Annotated in this window: 15 protein-coding genes; 8 read left to right on the plus strand and 7 right to left on the minus strand. The window is 59.4% G+C overall.

Annotated elements, in window-relative coordinates; genetic code table 11:
* Nucleotide 1 precedes the first annotated feature (1 nt).
* Nucleotides 2-1,039: a DNA polymerase III subunit delta gene (gene holA / locus ACQZ5K_RS11225; protein WP_448740389.1), complete on the plus strand. Its 1,038-nt coding sequence runs from the start codon at nucleotides 2-4 to the stop codon at nucleotides 1,037-1,039.
* 75 nt (nucleotides 1,040-1,114) lie between these two features.
* Here holA and fdxA read toward each other — a convergent pair whose 3' ends face one another.
* The 4 genes from fdxA to ACQZ5K_RS11245 form a co-directional block, all read right to left on the minus strand.
* A complete protein-coding gene (gene fdxA, locus ACQZ5K_RS11230) occupies nucleotides 1,115-1,453 on the minus strand; it encodes a ferredoxin FdxA (RefSeq protein ID WP_448740390.1) in 339 nt (112 codons plus the stop codon).
* A 158-nt stretch (nucleotides 1,454-1,611) separates the two neighbouring features.
* Nucleotides 1,612-2,028 (minus strand): RNA-binding S4 domain-containing protein, encoded by a 417-nt coding sequence (locus tag ACQZ5K_RS11235; RefSeq protein WP_448740391.1) that lies wholly within the window; start codon nucleotides 2,026-2,028, stop codon nucleotides 1,612-1,614.
* A 4-nt stretch (nucleotides 2,029-2,032) separates the two neighbouring features.
* On the minus strand, nucleotides 2,033-5,113 hold the full coding sequence (locus tag ACQZ5K_RS11240; protein ID WP_448740458.1) for a helicase-related protein: 3,081 nt from the start codon (nucleotides 5,111-5,113) through the stop codon (nucleotides 2,033-2,035).
* 457 nt (nucleotides 5,114-5,570) lie between these two features.
* Complete coding sequence (locus ACQZ5K_RS11245) at nucleotides 5,571-6,896, minus strand: ubiquinone biosynthesis hydroxylase (protein WP_448740459.1); 1,326 nt, start codon at nucleotides 6,894-6,896, stop codon at nucleotides 5,571-5,573.
* Here ACQZ5K_RS11245 and tesB point away from each other — a divergent pair.
* The 6 genes from tesB to ACQZ5K_RS11275 all read left to right on the plus strand — a co-directional run bounded on the left by tesB (nucleotide 6,872) and on the right by ACQZ5K_RS11275 (nucleotide 14,318).
* Nucleotides 6,872-7,756, plus strand: a complete 885-nt coding sequence (gene tesB / locus ACQZ5K_RS11250; protein ID WP_448738012.1) for an acyl-CoA thioesterase II — start codon at nucleotides 6,872-6,874, stop codon at nucleotides 7,754-7,756. The two genes, ACQZ5K_RS11245 and tesB, sit on opposite strands and share 25 nt — an antisense overlap.
* 212 nt (nucleotides 7,757-7,968) lie before the next feature.
* Nucleotides 7,969-8,319 (plus strand): P-II family nitrogen regulator, encoded by a 351-nt coding sequence (locus ACQZ5K_RS11255; RefSeq protein ID WP_004444057.1) that lies wholly within the window; start codon nucleotides 7,969-7,971, stop codon nucleotides 8,317-8,319.
* Between the two features lie 29 nt (nucleotides 8,320-8,348).
* Nucleotides 8,349-9,695 (plus strand): ammonium transporter, encoded by a 1,347-nt coding sequence (locus tag ACQZ5K_RS11260; protein ID WP_003520288.1) that lies wholly within the window; start codon nucleotides 8,349-8,351, stop codon nucleotides 9,693-9,695.
* Between the two features lie 214 nt (nucleotides 9,696-9,909).
* Complete coding sequence (locus tag ACQZ5K_RS11265) at nucleotides 9,910-12,576, plus strand: DNA translocase FtsK (protein ID WP_168208090.1); 2,667 nt, start codon at nucleotides 9,910-9,912, stop codon at nucleotides 12,574-12,576.
* 50 nt (nucleotides 12,577-12,626) lie between these two features.
* Nucleotides 12,627-13,352, plus strand: coding sequence for an outer membrane lipoprotein carrier protein LolA (locus ACQZ5K_RS11270; RefSeq protein WP_052025744.1), 726 nt, complete (start codon nucleotides 12,627-12,629; stop codon nucleotides 13,350-13,352).
* 162 nt (nucleotides 13,353-13,514) lie between these two features.
* Nucleotides 13,515-14,318, plus strand: a complete 804-nt coding sequence (locus ACQZ5K_RS11275) for an exodeoxyribonuclease III (RefSeq protein ID WP_448740392.1) — start codon at nucleotides 13,515-13,517, stop codon at nucleotides 14,316-14,318.
* Between the two features lie 20 nt (nucleotides 14,319-14,338).
* On the opposite strand, the gene ACQZ5K_RS11280 is transcribed toward ACQZ5K_RS11275, so the two are convergent.
* Together ACQZ5K_RS11280 and ACQZ5K_RS11285 are read right to left on the minus strand one after the other, a co-directional pair.
* Nucleotides 14,339-14,794: a cyclic nucleotide-binding domain-containing protein gene (locus ACQZ5K_RS11280; RefSeq protein WP_020810625.1), complete on the minus strand. Its 456-nt coding sequence runs from the start codon at nucleotides 14,792-14,794 to the stop codon at nucleotides 14,339-14,341.
* Nucleotides 14,795-14,941: 147 nt separating this feature from the next.
* The gene (locus tag ACQZ5K_RS11285) at nucleotides 14,942-15,625 is read right to left on the minus strand and encodes a response regulator transcription factor (RefSeq protein WP_003505216.1); all 684 of its coding nucleotides are present in this window, start codon (nucleotides 15,623-15,625) and stop codon (nucleotides 14,942-14,944) included.
* A gap of 286 nt (nucleotides 15,626-15,911) precedes the next feature.
* Here ACQZ5K_RS11285 and ACQZ5K_RS11290 point away from each other — a divergent pair, with 286 nt between their 5' ends.
* On the plus strand, nucleotides 15,912-16,415 hold the full coding sequence (locus tag ACQZ5K_RS11290; protein WP_448740460.1) for a L,D-transpeptidase family protein: 504 nt from the start codon (nucleotides 15,912-15,914) through the stop codon (nucleotides 16,413-16,415).
* Between the two features lie 72 nt (nucleotides 16,416-16,487).
* Here ACQZ5K_RS11290 and ACQZ5K_RS11295 read toward each other — a convergent pair whose 3' ends face one another.
* On the minus strand, nucleotides 16,488-17,057 hold the full coding sequence (locus ACQZ5K_RS11295; RefSeq protein ID WP_003505223.1) for a CarD family transcriptional regulator: 570 nt from the start codon (nucleotides 17,055-17,057) through the stop codon (nucleotides 16,488-16,490).
* Nucleotides 17,058-17,337: the final 280 nt, after the last annotated feature.

Here is a 17,337-nt window from a genome sequence, read left to right on the forward strand (position 1 = left end):
CGTGACGGAGATAAAGTCCCATGAATTTGAGCGCTTCGCCGAAAATCCGGCGGAGCGCTTTCGCGTTTTCGTGCTTTACGGCCCTGATCGCGGTCTCGTATCGGAACGCGCAGGCCTCATCGCCAAAAAGACCGGTATCGATCCCGATGACGCTTTCGCATCGCTGAAACTGACCGCATCCGATCTGCAGGGCGACCCCGGCCGTCTGCTCGACGAGGTGAATGCCATCGGCCTTTTCGGCGGCGAAAAACTCGTCTGGGTCAAAGGTGCCTCGGCCGAAAAGGCGCTGGTGGACGCGCTGCAGATTCTTGCCGAGACACCGCCGGAAGCAAGCTTCCTCATCATCGAAGCAGGCGACATCAAGAAGGGTACGGGACTGCGCAAGATCGCAGAACCGGCGCGCTCCATCGCCGCAATTCCCTGTTATGCCGACGATGCGCGCTCATTGAACGCATTGATCGATCAGGAACTCTCCGCCGATAATCTGCGCATTGCGCCAGCCGCACGACAGAGGCTAATCGAATCCCTGGGTGGTGACCGTATCGCCTCCCGCAACGAAATCCGCAAGCTGGCGCTCTATTGCCGCGGAGCCGATATAGTTGAGGAAGACGATGTGCTGGCGATCATTGGAGACGCCAGCACGGTTTCCGCAGACGATGCCGTCGACGCCATTCTGAAAGGCGACAGAAACGCCTTTTTCCACGCGACGCAGAAGATCGTCTCTTCGAAGACCCCGATCTTTCTTGTGCTCCAGGGGTGCCTCAAGCAATTCCAGTTGCTCGACCAGATGCGGGCCGAAATGGATGAGAAAAAACTGCAGGCCGGTCAGGTCATGCAGACACTTGGACGCCACATCCATTTCCGCAGAAAACCCATCATCGAAAGAGCCCTGCGAACCTGGCAGCCAGCGGCGATCGCCCGCGAGATGAACCGTCTGCAGGCCGCTATCCTGCAAAGCCGTCAGCGGCAAAGCCTGGAGGAAAGCGTGGCCCTTCTGACATTGCTGTCGACCACGCTGCAATCCGGCCGCGGCGGATGAGATCTAGCAAAAAGCCCTCGCGCTGCTGCTGCGAGGGCTTTTTAAATCATGGTTTCGCGGTCAGGCCGTAAAAACTCAGTCGCCCTGTCCGGGCTCGGCGGAGAAATAAAGCTCGAGCTTGCCTTCGACACCGTCCATTTCCTTGGCTTCCGGCATCGAATCGCGCTTGATCGTGATATTAGGCCAGATTGCGGCATATTCGGCATTGAGCTTCAGCCATTTGTCGAGACCCGGCTCCGTATCGGGCTTGATGGCTTCGGCGGGACATTCCGGTTCGCACACACCGCAATCGATACATTCATCGGGATTGATCGCGAGGAAATTTTCACCCTCGTAAAAGCAGTCGACGGGGCAGACCTCAACGCAATCGGTATATTTGCAGCGGATGCAATTGTCGGTCACGACATATGTCATGATGAACTCCAGAATATGCAGGCCGGGTCTGTGGGCTTCGGAACACAAGCCGTCGCCCGGAATTCAGACAGGGCAATTTCGCAAGTGACGTAATGCCTTTGCTTGCAGATAGCAAGGATAAACAATTCTGAAAAACGGGTGTGACCCGGAGGTTTATTCTAATCTTTGCTGCCGTCGCTGTCAGACAGAAACCTGTCGAGCGCCCTGCGCTCTTTTTTGGTGGGACGCCCGCTGCCCGGCTGGCGCAACGCCTGCTCGAGAGGTGTCAGCCTGTCGGAAGGTTCCCTTGGCGGCGTCTCGTCGTCATAGAGAAGTCTGGCTTCCTCATAGGGTCCACGCCGTGTTCCGCCGGACTTGACGACGAGCACCTTGTCCATCCGCTCAAAGCCGATCTCCAGCCTGTCGCCCGCCTTCACCACATGGCTGGACTGGCGAATGGCAATGCCGTTGACCTTGACGTGGCCTGACTGAATGTAGCTCTGGGCAAGCGAACGGGATTTCGCCATGCGGGCAAAGAACAGCCACTTGTCCAGACGCTGACGCGTGCTTTCCAGTGACTGTTCGTTGCTTCCCATGGTCTTACTTCTTCAGCTGCTCCTTCAGAGCAGCGAGCTTTGCGAAGGGTGAATCCGGATCGAGCGGCTTCTCCTTGCGCGGCGGCTTGGCTTCGAAGCGCTGCTGACCCTGCGGCTTTCCGCCACGATCATTGCGTTCCGGCCGATCCTTGCGCTCCCCGCGATCGTGACGATCATTGCTGCGGTTGTTGCCACGGTCCGGACGTCCGCCATCACGCTTGCGCTCGCCGTCGCCATTGCGATTGGAAGCTTCGCGATTTGCACCGTCACGATTGTCGCGACGGCCTTCACCACGACGCTCGCCCTGTTCGCGCGCTCCTTCACCACGGCCCTGACCGCGATTGCCGGGACGACGGTTTTCGCCACGCTGATTTTCGTTGCGACCACCCGGACGCCACAGAAGAACGGGTTTGGGCTCGGCGGCCTCGGCGCCTTCCGACACGGCCTCGGCTGCGACAGCCTCTTCGCTGGCAGCTTCCGCAACCGGCGCCTCGACAGCTTCGCCTTCGACAGCAGCCGCCGTCTCGGACACCTGTTCTTCGGAAGCCGGCTCGTGTTCCTCGGTCTCGACGCTTTCCTCTTCAGCCGTCGCCGCTTCCGCGGCAGTCGGAGCAGAGGCACCGGCGTGGCTGGCGAGGAAGGCCTGCGCCTCTTCCGCCGTCACCTGATCGGCGCGGTAACCGAGGCCCTTCAGAATTTCTTCCATGTCGTCAAGCGTCGCGCCGAGAATGGAAAGCATGGCGGTCGTGGTCGTGAAACGGCGACCGTCATAGGCGCCTTCCGGACGCGGCTGCTGACCGGGTTTCCACTGCAACAGCGGGCGGATGAGATCGGCCAGGCGCTCGAGAATGTCGATACGCACGGCGCGCTTTCCGAGGAAACGGAAACCGGCGAGCTTGTAGAACATGCGCTCGAAGCTGGCATCGGTGACGACCGAGGTACGGCCTGCGGCCAGCACCGGAATGAGGTCGCCGTAACCAGGCTTGCCGAGACCGTCATTCTTCAAAGCCCAGAGCAGCGTCACAAGCTCCGCCGGGGCGGGCTTGAGAAGCGCAGGCAGGAAAACGTGATAGGCGCCAAAACGTACGCCGTAACGGCGCATGGAGGCGCGCGCATCCTGATCGAGAGACTTCACGTCTTCGGCAACGTCGCGGCGGAACAGCACGCCAAGATTTTCCACGAGCTGGAACGCCAGACCCTTCGCCAGACCCTGAAGGTCTTCGGCACGGGAAATATCGTCCAGCGGCTTCAGCACGGTCGCAATCTGATGATTGACGAAACGCTCGACGCGCGCCAGCGCGTGATCACGGGCATTGCCGTTCAGCTGCTCGTCGGCAAGCAGGATCACCCGCGGCTTCATGATGTTGTCGCCGGCCGAAAGGCGGGCAACCGGTTCGCCCAACCAGCGAACCAGACCATCGGAGCTCAAAGCGAGATCGCCATTTCCACTGGCATGCAGACGCGCGGCACGCGCCTCGAATTCGAGCGCAAGCGCCTTCTGCGCCGCAGCCTGCACGGCCTTCTGATCCGGCCCTTCCATTCCCGGCACCGGCGTGAACCGGAACCCGGCCAACTGGCCGACGTGATGACCTTCTACGAAGACATCACCATTTACACTGATTTCAGCTTCAAGCATCGCATTCTCTCTCAGGCGCCTCATGAGCACAGATGTCCTGCGATCAACAAAGCGTTTCGTCAACCTTTCATGTAGCGCATCGGACAATCGATCCTCGATTTCCCGAGTCTTTTCTTGCCAGTGTGTCGGATCGGCAAGCCATCCTGGGCGGTTCGATACATAAGTCCATGTTCTGATCTGCGCAATCCTCGCAGACAAGGTATCGATCTCTCCATCCGTCCGGTCGGCGCGACGCACCTGCTCGGCCATGAAATCCTCGTTCACCGCCCCGCGTTTGACGAGGTCGAAATAGAGCGTGGAGATCAGGTCCGCATGCTGGGCAGGAGCAATGCGGCGATAGTCTGGAAGAGCGCACGCCTCCCAGAGTTTTTCCACCCGCGCATCGCTCGTCGTCACATCGATGATCTCGGGATAACGCGACAGATATTCCAGCGCCTGCTGGTCGATTGCCGGCAGGGCGCGCGAAAGTCCCTGGATCGCCGGCGCGGCATCGAGGCTCAGGCGCAGATTGGCGATGGAGGAAAAATCGAAATTTTTCGTCCGCCACTGCAGAACCTTAACCGCATCGAACTGATGGGTTTCGATCCGCTCCACCAGCTCGTCATCGAACGGATCGACACGCCCCGTCACGCCGAATGTGCCATCGCGAAGATGGCGGCCGGCGCGGCCGGCGATCTGGCCGATCTCGCCGGGATTGAGATTGCGGAACTGATAGCCGTCGAATTTGCGGTCCTGCGCGAAGGCGACATGGTCGACATCGAGGTTGAGACCCATGCCGATGGCGTCCGTCGCCACCAGATATTCGACATCGCCGGATTGGTAGAGCCCCACCTGCGCATTGCGCGTGCGCGGCGAAAGCGCGCCCAGCACCACGGCAGCACCACCGCGCTGGCGGCGCACCAGCTCGGCGATGGCATAGACCTCATCAGCGGAAAAGGCGACGATCGCCGTGCGTTGCGGCAGGCGGGTGATCTTCTTCTGACCCGCATAAAAAAGCTGCGACAGACGCGGGCGTTCCACAACGGTAATTCCCGGCAGCAGCTTCTCGAGGATAGGGCGCATCGTGCCCGCGCCGAGCAGCAGCGTTTCCTCCCGCCCGCGCAGATGCAGCACCCGGTCGGTGAAGATATGCCCGCGTTCAAGATCGCCCGCCAGCTGCACCTCGTCGATCGCGACGAAGGCGGCCGTCGTCTCGCGCGGCATGGCTTCCACCGTGCAGACGGAATATTTGGCTTTGGGCGGTGCGATTTTTTCTTCGCCAGTAATCAGCGCCACATTCGGCGCACCCACCTTTTCAACGAGGCGGGTATAGACCTCCCGCGCCAGAAGACGCAGCGGCAGGCCAATGACACCGCTGCCATGCGCGACCATCCGCTCGATCGCGTAATGGGTCTTGCCGGTATTGGTGGGGCCGAGAACGGCCGTGACACCGCGGCCGCTCAGGATCATGGGGCGAAAATTCAACGTAGCATCCGCGAATCGACTTCATCTGCTTGCCGTGCGCCCGCCATTACCGATGCGGGTCGCACGCACCACACATGGCAACGCCCGCAGACAAAGGCAATAGGCCTCACCCGCAAAGTGGCGCAGGGCGACCTGTCGACGGAATTTTCCGTTCAGATTCAGCTAGTTGAGCAAACAAAAAGAATCCGGCGAAAATGAAATCGATTCGGCTGCGGAACAGTCTGCGAACGAATCGAATACGAATCGCTGACTCGATGGGATTCAGCTTTTGTTCTCCGCAATATCTGGGTGCCTAGGGCGCAGACCATACCAGATTATGAATCCGGATAAGTCCTTGGCCGGATTCGGCTTTACGGTAAAGCCGCCGGGCAGAAAATCCCGGAATCGGCTGTCAAGCGGCAATCCCGGAAAAGCCGATCAGAAACATGCAGGTAGGGTCGGATCAGAGCGCCTCGCCGGCAAGCAGACGCGGCGCATTCGCATCCGTCGTGCCGGCGGCCTGACCGATGAAATAGGATTTGAGACCCGGCAAACGATCCACGACGCCGAGACCGAAATCACGCATGATACGGATGGGTGCAATATCGTTGGAGAAAAGCCGGTTCAGCACATCCGTCGTCACGCCCATCCGCAACGTGTCGAAACGCCGCCAGGACTGGTAACGCTCCAGAACGTTGAGTGAGCCGATATCGAGGCCGAGACGGTCGGCCTCGACCACGGTTTCGGCGAGAGCCGCCACGTCCTTGAAGCCAAGATTGAGGCCCTGCCCGGAAATCGGGTGAATGCCGTGCGCCGCATCGCCCGCAAGCGCGAAACGCGGTGCAACGAAAGAGCGCGCCAGCGTCAGACCCAATGGGAAGGCGCGGCGGGGACCGACCGGACGAAGAGGACCGAGCTTGTGACCGAACCGGCGCTCCAGTTCTTCCTCGAACACCAGATCGTCGGAAGCCACCAGCCTGTCGGCATCGGCCGTGCGTTCGGTCCAGACGAGCGAAGAGCGGTTTCCCTTAAGCGGCAGGATGGCGAAGGGGCCGGATGGCAGGAAATGCTCTTCGGCGCAGCCCTCATGCGGCCGCTCATGCTCAACGGTCGTCACGATTCCGGACTGATCGTAAGCCCAGTGCACGGTCTTGATACCGGCCATGTTCCTGAGCGCGGAGCGAACGCCGTCACAGGCAATCAGCAATCGCGCTTCGAGCGTCGACCCGTCGGAGAGGCGAATGGCCGTCGACTGGGGACCCGCGGTAAAATCGGAAACACTGAGACCGTGACGGATTTTTATGCCAAGGCGCTCGCACAGACCTCGCAATGCGCCCACCAGAGCGACGTTCGGAACCATATGGGCAAACGGCCTGCCTTCTTCCACGGCGCCGTCGAAAGTCAGGAACACGGGACGCACCGGATCGGCGGTCTTCGAATCGGTGACGATCATCTTGTGTATCGGCTGGGCTTCCGGTTCGATCTCGTTCCATATGCCGAAAACATCGAGCATCCGGGTGGCTGCCGCGATGATGGCGGAAGCGCGAACGTCCTTCGCCCAGACATCCTCGGGAGAGGCCTCAACCACCTGCACATCAAGATGCCGGGCTGCCTGCTTGATTGCGACAGCAACGGAAAGACCGACATATCCGCCGCCTGCCACCACTACGTCCAGCATCGCGCTTCTCCTCAAATCTTGTGCACGCATCATCGGCGCACTATAGACCATGTGACGTCTTCCTACAGCCGGAGCAGGCCGAAAAAATGTCGCATCCCTCGCAAACGTCAGACCCGATGGCCAATCTCATCGCCACACTCGATCTTGAGAAGCTGGAAGAGAACCTGTTCCGGGGCGAAAGCCCGCAGATCGGCTGGCAGCGGGTTTTCGGCGGCCAGGTCATCGCGCAGGCCCTGATCGCCGCGCAGAGGACCGTGGATAACGACCGTTTCGTGCATTCGCTGCATGCTTATTTCATGCGCCCCGGCGATCCGCTGGTGCCTATCGTCTACCAGGTGGAGCGCATCCGCGACGGCGCGAGCTTCTGCACACGCCGGGTGGTCGCCATCCAGCATGGCAAGGCCATTTTTTCCATGTCGGCCTCGTTTCAGATTTTCGAGGACGGCTTCGACCATCAGATCAAAATGCCTGACGTGACACCGCCTGAAAAACTGATGAGCGAAGAGCAGATGCAGGCAGCCTTTCTTGCCAAGGCGCCCGCCTCTATCCGCAAATACTGGAGCAACAAGCGGCCGATAGAGATACGGCCGGTATCGCTGACCCACTATATCTCCAAGGAAAAACTCGAACCGCAGCAGGATATCTGGGTTCGCGCCGTCGGCAACGTGCCTGATGATCCGCGTCTGCAATCGGCCATTCTCGCCTATCTCTCAGACATGACCCTGCTCGACACCTCGCTCTACGCCCATGGCACGACCATCTTCGATCCGTCCATTCAGGTGGCGAGCCTCGACCATGCCATGTGGTTCCACCGCCCCTGCCGACTGGATGACTGGCTGCTCTACACACAGGACAGCCCCAGTGCTTCAGGCGCACGCGGTTTGACCCGTGGCAATATTTTCACCAGACAGGGTGAACTGGTCGCCTCCGTGGCGCAGGAGGGTTTGATCCGCAAAAGGGCAAATGATTAAAAAATGTGCTTTTTCTGAAAATCGCACATTTAATAGACGCAAATTTTGGCGACAAATGCCCCTTTTTCAGACGCCTTTCATATAAGTTTTATATTTCAATACGTTAGATACACACTCAAAACTGGCACGCCCTTTGAATGTATGTCCGCAGTCGCTGTTACTGATCTGCCAGCGGCAGGAGAGTCGGCTCCGTGCCGAGGACAAAACAAAGGATGGGAAACCAGATGAAAATTGTGATGGCCATTATCAAGCCGTTCAAGCTGGATGAAGTGCGCGAAGCGCTCACCGGCGTCGGCATCCAGGGCCTGACCGTGACCGAGGTAAAGGGTTACGGACGCCAGAAGGGGCATACCGAGATTTATCGCGGCACGGAATATGCGGTGAGCTTCCTTCCCAAGCTGAAGATCGAGATCGCAGTTCCATCCGACGTCGTCGACAAGGCTGTCGAAGCGATCGCGTCTGCGGCAAAGACCGGGCAGATCGGTGACGGCAAGATCTTCGTCTACTCTATCGAACAGGCCGTGCGCATCCGTACCGGCGAAACCAACACAGAAGCGCTTTGAAGCACGGCTGACAGGGGAGTTTTCTAGCTATGCAACTCAATAAGTTTTCAACGCTCGGCAAGCTGGGCGCCGCAGCGGCGGCCCTGATGGCTCCGGCCATCGCCTTTGCCCAGGATGCCGCGCCGGCAGCAGCCGCAGCGCCCGTTCCGGAAAAAGCCGACACCGCATTCATGTATGTCGCGACGATCCTCGTGCTTTTCATGATCATTCCGGGCCTCGCCCTGTTTTACGGCGGTCTCGTCCGCACCAAGAACATGCTCTCCGTTCTCATGCAGTGCACGGTCGTCGGCGCAGTCATGATGCTCGTCTGGGTAATCTACGGTTACTCCTTCGCCTTTGGCGGCGGCACCGGCCCTTATTTCGGCGGTTTCGGCAAGCTGTTCCTGTCGGGCGTTTCGCTTGACAGCACCTCGGCAACCTTCTCCCAGGGCGTCGTGATCTATGAATATACATTCATCGCCTTCCAGATGACCTTCGCGGCCATCACGCCGGCGCTGATCATCGGCGCCTTCGCAGAACGCGTCAAATTCTCCGCCGTCATCCTCTTCACCATCCTGTGGGCCACCTTCGTGTATTTCCCGATCGCTCACATGGTCTGGGATGCAAACGGCCTGATCTTCGGCATGGGCGCCCTCGACTTCGCCGGCGGCACCGTCGTTCACATCAATGCCGGTATCGCCGGTCTGATCGGTGCGATCATGGTCGGCAAGCGTACCGGCTTCGGCAAGGACATGATGGCCCCCCACTCGATGACGCTGACCCTCGTCGGTGCAGCCATGCTGTGGTTCGGCTGGTTCGGCTTCAACGCCGGTTCCAACCTCGAAGCATCGGGCGGTGCGGTTCTCGCAACCATGAATACCTTCCTCGCAACCGCAGCCGCCATCGTTTCCTGGTCGCTGGTTGAAAGCTTCACCCGCGGCAAGGCCTCCATGCTGGGCGCCGCTTCGGGCATGATCGCCGGCCTCGTCGCCGTCACACCGGCTGCAGGCTCCGTCGGCCCGATGGGTGCCATCGTTCTCGGCCTCATCGTTTCGCCGATCTGCTACTTCTTCGTCTCCGTAGTGAAGAACAAGTTCGGTTACGACGACACGGCTGACGTCTTCGGCGTCCACGGCATTGGCGGCATCATCGGCGCTCTCGGCACCGGCATCTTCACCTCGCCGCTGCTTGGCGGCACCGGCAAGCCTGAATTCTCCATCGCCTCGCAGCTCTGGACGCAGTTCGTCGCCGTCGCCATCACCATCGTCTGGTGCGCCATCGTCTCCGCGATCCTCTACAAGATCGTTGACGTGATCGTTGGTCTGCGTGTTCCGGTCGAAGCCGAACGCGAAGGCCTCGACCTCGCAACCCACGGCGAAGCCGCCTACCACTCCTGATATCCGGGAAAAGGGGTTCTCCATCCCCTCTCCCAAAAGAAGGCCCGCTCCGGCGGGCCTTTTTCTTTGCCGTAAAGCCGAAGCGCCTCAAAAAACCGCATGGTTAACACGACATTAACCAGCAAGCGGTTAGTTTTCCCTGTCAATCCGGGATCAGGTCTCCTGCCGGATCTTGCCGAAACCATAAAACGACGGGTTCAGGGACATGGGCAGAATGCATTCTCCGACATTCGATGGTCGTCACACGCGCTTCGTGTTGACGGCGTTTTTCGTGCGTCAGATCATGGCTCTCGCCGGTTTCGCTCTGCTGGCCACGATTGCACTGGGCATCGCCGCGCTCGCGACGTGGAATGTCGCGGATCCGAGCCTCTCCTACGCGACAGGAAACCAGCCCACCAATCTTCTGGGCTACGGCGGTGCGATTTTCGCCGATATCGTGATGCAGTTCCTCGGGCTTTCCGCAATCATCTCGCTCCTGCCCGTCATCGCCTGGGCGATCGCGCTGATCGCCGGACGCAAATTCCACCGCATACCCGTTCGCCTCGTGGCCTGGGTCGCAGGCGCCATCGTCTGCGCCGCCTCGCTCGGCTGTTTTCCGGCCCCCGTGACATGGCCGCTGCCGAACGGCATCGGCGGCGTCATCGGTGACATGATCCTGCGTTTTCCCGCCCTTTTTATCGGCGCTTACCCCACCGGCACGATTGCCACGGTACTGGGTGTCATATTTGCGGCGCCTGCCGCATGGCTGATGCTGTTTGCCGCCGGTGTCGTTGGCGGTCTGGATGATGAGCTGGAACGCGAAGAAGCCGCTCCAGTCGCCACCAGCAAGGCCCGCGCCGCCCGTGAGGCCGAAGAGGATGATGAAGACGACGGCGAGGGTTTCTTCGCCAATATGCTCGCCTTCGGCGCGCTGGCGCATTACTGGTACATCACCCAGGCGCGCCTGCGCCGCCTGTTCGGCCTCAAGTCTAAATCCCTGCACGATGAATTCGAACATCCTTACGACTTCAACGAATATGAATTCGGCACGCTGAACGAACCGTCGCGCCTCAAGACCGCGATCAACCGTCTCGACCAGCGCGCAGAGCCGTCTTTCGAAGAACGCGCCGCATCGCGTCGCCAGATGTCACCTCCCTCCATCGCGCTCGATCATGACGAGGACATGGATGACGAACAACCCTTCGACGCGGATGGACGCCGGCTGCCGAACGGCATTCTCTCCGACGACGAGTCCGACCAGAAATTTACCGCCCGACAGGCGCCGGGACGCGGGCAACCCAGAATAACCGCCCCTTCCGCGCGCCCGAAGCCCAGCGAGCGCGTGGCAAGGGAGGCGCAGGCCTCTTTCATCGCCGCAGACGGTTTCCAGCTCCCCACGGTCCATCTTCTGGCGGAGCCGAAGAATGTCGTGCGCGACAATATGCTGAGCGAGGAAGTGCTGGAACAGAACGCCCGCCTTCTGGAAGGCGTTCTTGAGGATTTCGGCGTCAAGGGCGAAATCATTCATGTCCGCCCCGGCCCGGTCGTCACGCTCTACGAACTGGAACCGGCACCCGGCATCAAATCCTCTCGCGTCATCGGCCTTGCCGATGACATCGCCCGCTCCATGAGCGCGATCGCCGCCCGCGTCGCCGTCGTTCCCGGCCGCAATGCCATCGGCATCGAACTGCCGAACCAGACGCGCGAAACCGTATTCCTGCGGGAACTGATCGGCAGCCGCGATTTCGAAAACAGCAAGGCCAAACTCGCCATGGCGCTCGGCAAGACCATCGGCGGCGAACCCGTCATCGCCGATCTCGCCAAGATGCCGCATCTGCTCGTTGCCGGCACCACCGGTTCGGGCAAGTCGGTCGCCATCAACACCATGATCCTGTCGCTGCTTTACCGCATGTCGCCGGAACAGTGCCGCCTGATCATGATCGACCCGAAAATGCTCGAACTGTCGATCTATGACGGCATTCCGCATCTGCTCTCTCCCGTCGTTACCGATCCGAAAAAGGCCGTCGTGGCGCTGAAATGGACGGTGCGCGAGATGGAAGAGCGCTACAAGAAGATGTCGAAGATCGGCGTGCGCAATATCGATGGCTTCAACAGCCGCGTGCAACAGGCGCTGGACAAGGGCGAGATACTCACCCGCACGGTACAGACCGGCTTCGACCGCCAGACCGGCGAGGCGATCTACGAGACGGAAGAATTCGATCTGAAGCCCCTGCCCTATATCGTCGTCATCATCGACGAGATGGCCGACCTGATGATGGTCGCCGGCAAGGACATCGAAGGCGCGGTGCAGCGCCTGGCGCAGATGGCGCGCGCCGCCGGCATCCATGTCATCATGGCCACCCAGCGCCCCTCCGTCGACGTCATCACCGGCACGATCAAGGCAAACTTCCCGACCCGCATCTCCTTCCAGGTGACGTCGAAGATCGACAGCCGCACCATCCTTGGAGAGCAGGGCGCAGAGCAGCTACTCGGCATGGGCGACATGCTCTATATGGCAGGCGGCGGACGCATCCAGCGCGTGCACGGTCCTTTCGTCTCCGACAACGAGGTGGAAGAGATCGTCGCCTATCTGAAGACACAGGGCGCACCGGAATATCTGGAAGCGATTACCGAGGAAGACGACGAGGAAGGCAATGGCGGCGGCCCGGCCGGTGCCGGCAGTTTCTCCGATTCCGAGGACCCTTACGATCAGGCCGTGGCCGTCGTGCTTCGCGATGGCAAAGCCTCCACCTCCTATGTGCAGCGGCGTCTCGGCATCGGCTATAACCGCGCCGCCTCGCTGATCGAGCGCATGGAGCAGGAAGGCATTATCGGCCCCGCCAACCACGCCGGAAAACGTGAAATACTCGTACCGACGGAAGCAGACATCATCGAGCGGTAACGTCCGCAACCAAGCGGGGCGAAGAAGCGTTATTACACGCTTTCAACGTCATGAAGCCGCCGCCTTTTATGCGGACAATCGCTGCGATGAAGGAGAATAGAATGAACGACCTCACCACCGGCGAAACGGCCAACGCAAACACACCGCAAAACGGCGTGACGCGTCGTGGCGTGCTGACGGCATTTTCCATGGCCGCAATCATGGCCGGCCTGTCGCCGCTTGACGCCTTTGCCCAGGCGGCCGGCAACACGGCGACAGCGCAGAAAATCGCCAATCACTTCTCGTCGGTCAAAACCATGATGGGGGAATTCGTCCAGTTCGGCCCGCGCGGTGAACAGACCGGCGGCAAGTTCTACATCGAACGCCCCGGCAAACTTCGCTTCAATTACGAAGACCCCTCGCCCATGCGGGTCATCGCCGACGGCAAGAACGTCGTCATCGGCAATATGAAGCTCAAGACCTGGGATCTTTATCCGCTCTCCAAGACGCCGCTCAGCCTGCTTCTGTCCGACAAGATCGATCTCGGCAACCAGAAGGTTCGCAACGTCAAGGAAGAATCGGACCTGACCACCATCGTGCTGGGCGACAAGAGCGTCTTCGGCGATTCCACCATTACCCTGATGTTCGATCCGAAGACCTTCGATCTGCGGCAATGGACCACGACCGACGCCCAGAACAAGGACACGACCGTCATGATCTTCAACGTCCAGACCGGTGTGAACCTCGATGAACGCGTCTTCAACATCAATTACGAGGAAGTCCGCAAAGGCGGCTGAGGCTTTAAGCCCCAAGGAAATTCTTCAAAAGGCGACCCTGCGGTCGCCTTTTTCATTTTACCGCTAAAATACATTCCCGTTTTCATCGCGATGTTATAAGCCTGCGCCCCGGAAACATGTCACGGGCCAAGCGGTTCGCGGCAGTAAAAGCGGAGCACATGCATGTCGTTTTCGATAACCACCTGGAACATCAACTCGGTCAGGCTCAGAATGCCGATCGTTGAGCAGTTTCTGGTACGTTACAAACCCGACATTCTTTGCCTGCAGGAAACGAAATGCCCGAATGGCGAGTTTCCGATGAAGCCGCTGAAGGCGCTCGGTTATGAGCATGTCATCATCCATGGCCAGAAGGGCTACCACGGCGTGGCGATCGCCTCGAAAATTCCGCTGATCGAAGACCACCGGCAGGACTATTGCGGTATCGGCGACGCACGCCACATTTCCGCGATTTTTGAGGTCGGATCGCGCCGCGTGCGGCTGCATAATTTTTATGTGCCGGCAGGCGGTGACGAGCCGGATCGCTCGATCAATCCGAAATTCGGCCACAAGCTGGATTTCATCGAGGAAATGAAGGCGCTGCGCGCCGATGGCGTGCCTGGCACCTCGTCCATTCTCGTCGGCGATCTCAACATCGCACCGCTCGAAAATGACGTCTGGTCGCACAAGCAGCTTCTGAAGATCGTCAGCCACACGCCTGTCGAAACCGAAGGCATGCTTGACATCATGAAAAAGGGCAACTGGCTCGATCTGATGCGCCTGAATGTGCCGGAGACGAAAAAGATCTATACTTGGTGGAGCTACCGCGCCAAGGACTGGGAAGCGGCTGATCGCGGCCGCCGCCTCGACCATATCTGGTCTTCGCAGGATCTCGGCTCCTCACTCGAAAAAATCGACATATTGCGCGAGGCCCGCGGCTGGAACCGGCCATCCGACCATGTTCCCGTCACCGCCCATTTCCGATTCTGAACAGGCGGAATTGTCTGGCGTCAGACGAAGCGGTTCTGCAAACGGGCCGCCCCCGCCGCCAGCGACGCGATATTGTCGCGAATACGCGCCGACACGATATCGGCAACCTCCGGAAACTCCTCCACCAGCCGGTGGAAGAGGATGCGCGTTATGCGGATGACTTCGGAATCCTCCGCTGCCACGGCAGTGAACTTCCGTTCGCAGAGCGTGAAAAGCGCCAGCTCCGAAAGCAGCGCCCCCTTGCCGGGCGTCGCCTGCAGCACGGGCTTGCCATCCCGCCCTGCCGTGAAAAGCTCGAAATGGCCAGCCGTCACCGCAAAAGCGCATTCGGCCGGTGAGTGTTCCCGGAACAATGTCTGCCCGGCCGATACACGGCGGCGCTCCGCACCGAAGGCGATAAGCCGCAACTGGTCATCGCTGAACCCAGCAAATAACGGCACTTGCCCCAGCAGCATGATATCGTCCGTCAAGGCCATGTCGATCGTTACTCCGGAAAAACGCCTGCATCACTATAGCGGTTTTCCAATATCGGCCCTCAAAATACAAGCTGTTAGAACGCCGCGCGCCTTTTCGGACGCGCAGCGTGAGCTTTGAACATGTGACAGGTGCAAAGAGCCCCCTGCTCAGGGAACGATCTTGTATCCACCGTTCTCGGTCACCAGAATTTCAGCGTTGGACGGGTCGCGTTCGATCTTCTGGCGCAGACGATAGACATGCGTTTCCAGCGTGTGCGTTGTCACGCCGGAATTGTAACCCCAGACCTCTTCCAGCAGGACGTCGCGGGTAACGACGGTGCTGCCGGCGCGGTAGAGATAACGAATGATCGCCGCTTCCTTTTCCGTCAGCCGGATTTTCTTGCCGTCCTCCGTCGTCAACAGCTTCTGGCTGGGCTTGAACTGATAGGGACCGACGGTGAAAACCGCATCCTCACTCTGCTCGTATTGACGCAGCTGCGCCCGGATACGCGCCAGAAGCACTGCGAAACGGAAGGGTTTCGTCACATAGTCGTTCGCCCCGGCTTCCAGCCCAAGAATAGTATCGGAATCGGTATCATGCCCGGTCAGCATGATGATCGGCGCCTTGAAGCCGCCCTTACGCAGCAGCTTTACCGCCTCACGGCCGTCCATGTCCGGCAGGCCTACGTCCATGATCAGAAGATCGACCTGGGCGGTCTTGGCGGTCTGCATCGCCTGCGCGGCATTGGCGCCGCTGAGCAGCGAGAATTCCTCATAGGGAGACAATTGCTCGGTCAGCGTCTCCCGAAGATCGTCGTCATCGTCCACCAGAAGGATAGTGCGAGCCGTCATTCGGATTCTCAGCCTTTCTTACTTTAGCGCATCGGCCCAAAAATCAGGCTCGATTTTCGAGAGACACGATGCGTAGTTTAAAAGAGTTAGAGCGTGCCTTGTGCATCCCCAAAGACGCCCGGCGCTCTAATTATCAGCCAATTCAGCGGTTTGCCGATAAAAGGTCAACCCATTGCCATGATATAACGAAGTGCTATGACTTCACGTTAAATAACCTGCAAAGCAAAATCTCGTGAAAAACATGAGCACCCAGCCCGTAAGACAACGTAAACGCGCATCGACACTCATGGTTCGGCCGGCTCCCTCGAAAATCAGCCGCGCCATCGTCCAGCTCGGGCATCTCACCTTTCCAGCCGCGATCGGACGCAATGGCCGCACTGCGCTGAAACGCGAAGGAGACGGAAAATCTCCCATCTCGACCATCGGCCTGCTGCACGGGTTTTATCGCGGCGACCGCCTTCCCGGCATCGCTACGGCATTGCCGATGCAGCGAACACGCAAGTCCATGCTGTGGTGCGACGAGCCCCGTAGTCCCAGTTACAACAGGCTGGTCAAGGCGCCCTTCGCCCCGAGCCATGAAGAGATGATGCGGAAGGACAGCCTCTACGACGTCTGCCTGGTGCTCGACTGGAATATCACCTCGAAAAGCCGCAACCGCGGCTCGGCAATCTTCATACATCTGATCAGACCGGGATATGAGCCGACCGCGGGCTGCGTCGCCCTCCATCCCCGTGACATGCGGCGCATCCTGCCGCATCTGCGCAAAGGCACGAAAATCCGCATCCTGTGAATTTCAGCCTGCAATCGGGCAACAAAAAACCCGCCATCAAGGCGGGTTTTTTTAGAGGGAAAAAGCCGGTTATTAAGCGGCTTCGTCCTGAGAATCGTCCTCTTCGACGGTCTTGCCGCGCTTGGGGCCCTTGGCAAGGTTCACTTCCACCAGGCGAACAGCCTCGGTTTCAGACATCTTGTTGACAGCGGCGATTTCGCGCGCCATGCGGTCGAGAGCAGCTTCATAAAGCTGACGCTCGGAATAGGACTGCTCCGGCTGATTTTCCGCACGGTAGAGATCGCGCACGACTTCCGCAATCGCGATGAGATCGCCGGAATTGATCTTCGCATCATATTCCTGCGCGCGGCGCGACCACATGGTACGCTTCACACGCGCCTTGCCCTGCACCACTTTCAGCGCCCGCTCGACAAAATCGCCTTCGGAAAGCTTGCGCATGCCGATGCTGACGGCTTTGGCGACGGGAACCTTAAGACGCATCTTGTCTTTTTCGAAATCAATGACAAAAAGCTCAAGCTTCATGCCGGCGACTTCTTGTTCCTCGATTGCAGAAATGGTACCGACACCATGAGCGGGATACACAATCGCTTCACCGGTCTTGAAACCGTGATGTGCTGGAGATTTCTTCTGCTGGGTCGTCATTCGTTCTAAAAACTCCCTGTTACATACCCGGGGATGCCGGGGTTGGGTCGGTCAGGCCCTGATGAGACGGGGGAACCGTCAGGTGACTCCGCACTGGTCCAGCCGTGCACGCAAAAACACACCTTCCCGTCTTGCGGGGTTCGATAACGTAAACGCTCGATATGTCACGGAAACCGCGTGCAAAAGAGGTGTTGCTTTCGTGGTGTTTTTGGGCACACAAATGCCACGCTGTGGATCAGTGTCGTTGGTGTACCACAAAAATAGGCGCAAATCAATAATT

Source organism: Agrobacterium sp. 22-226-1 (genome assembly GCF_053522345.1).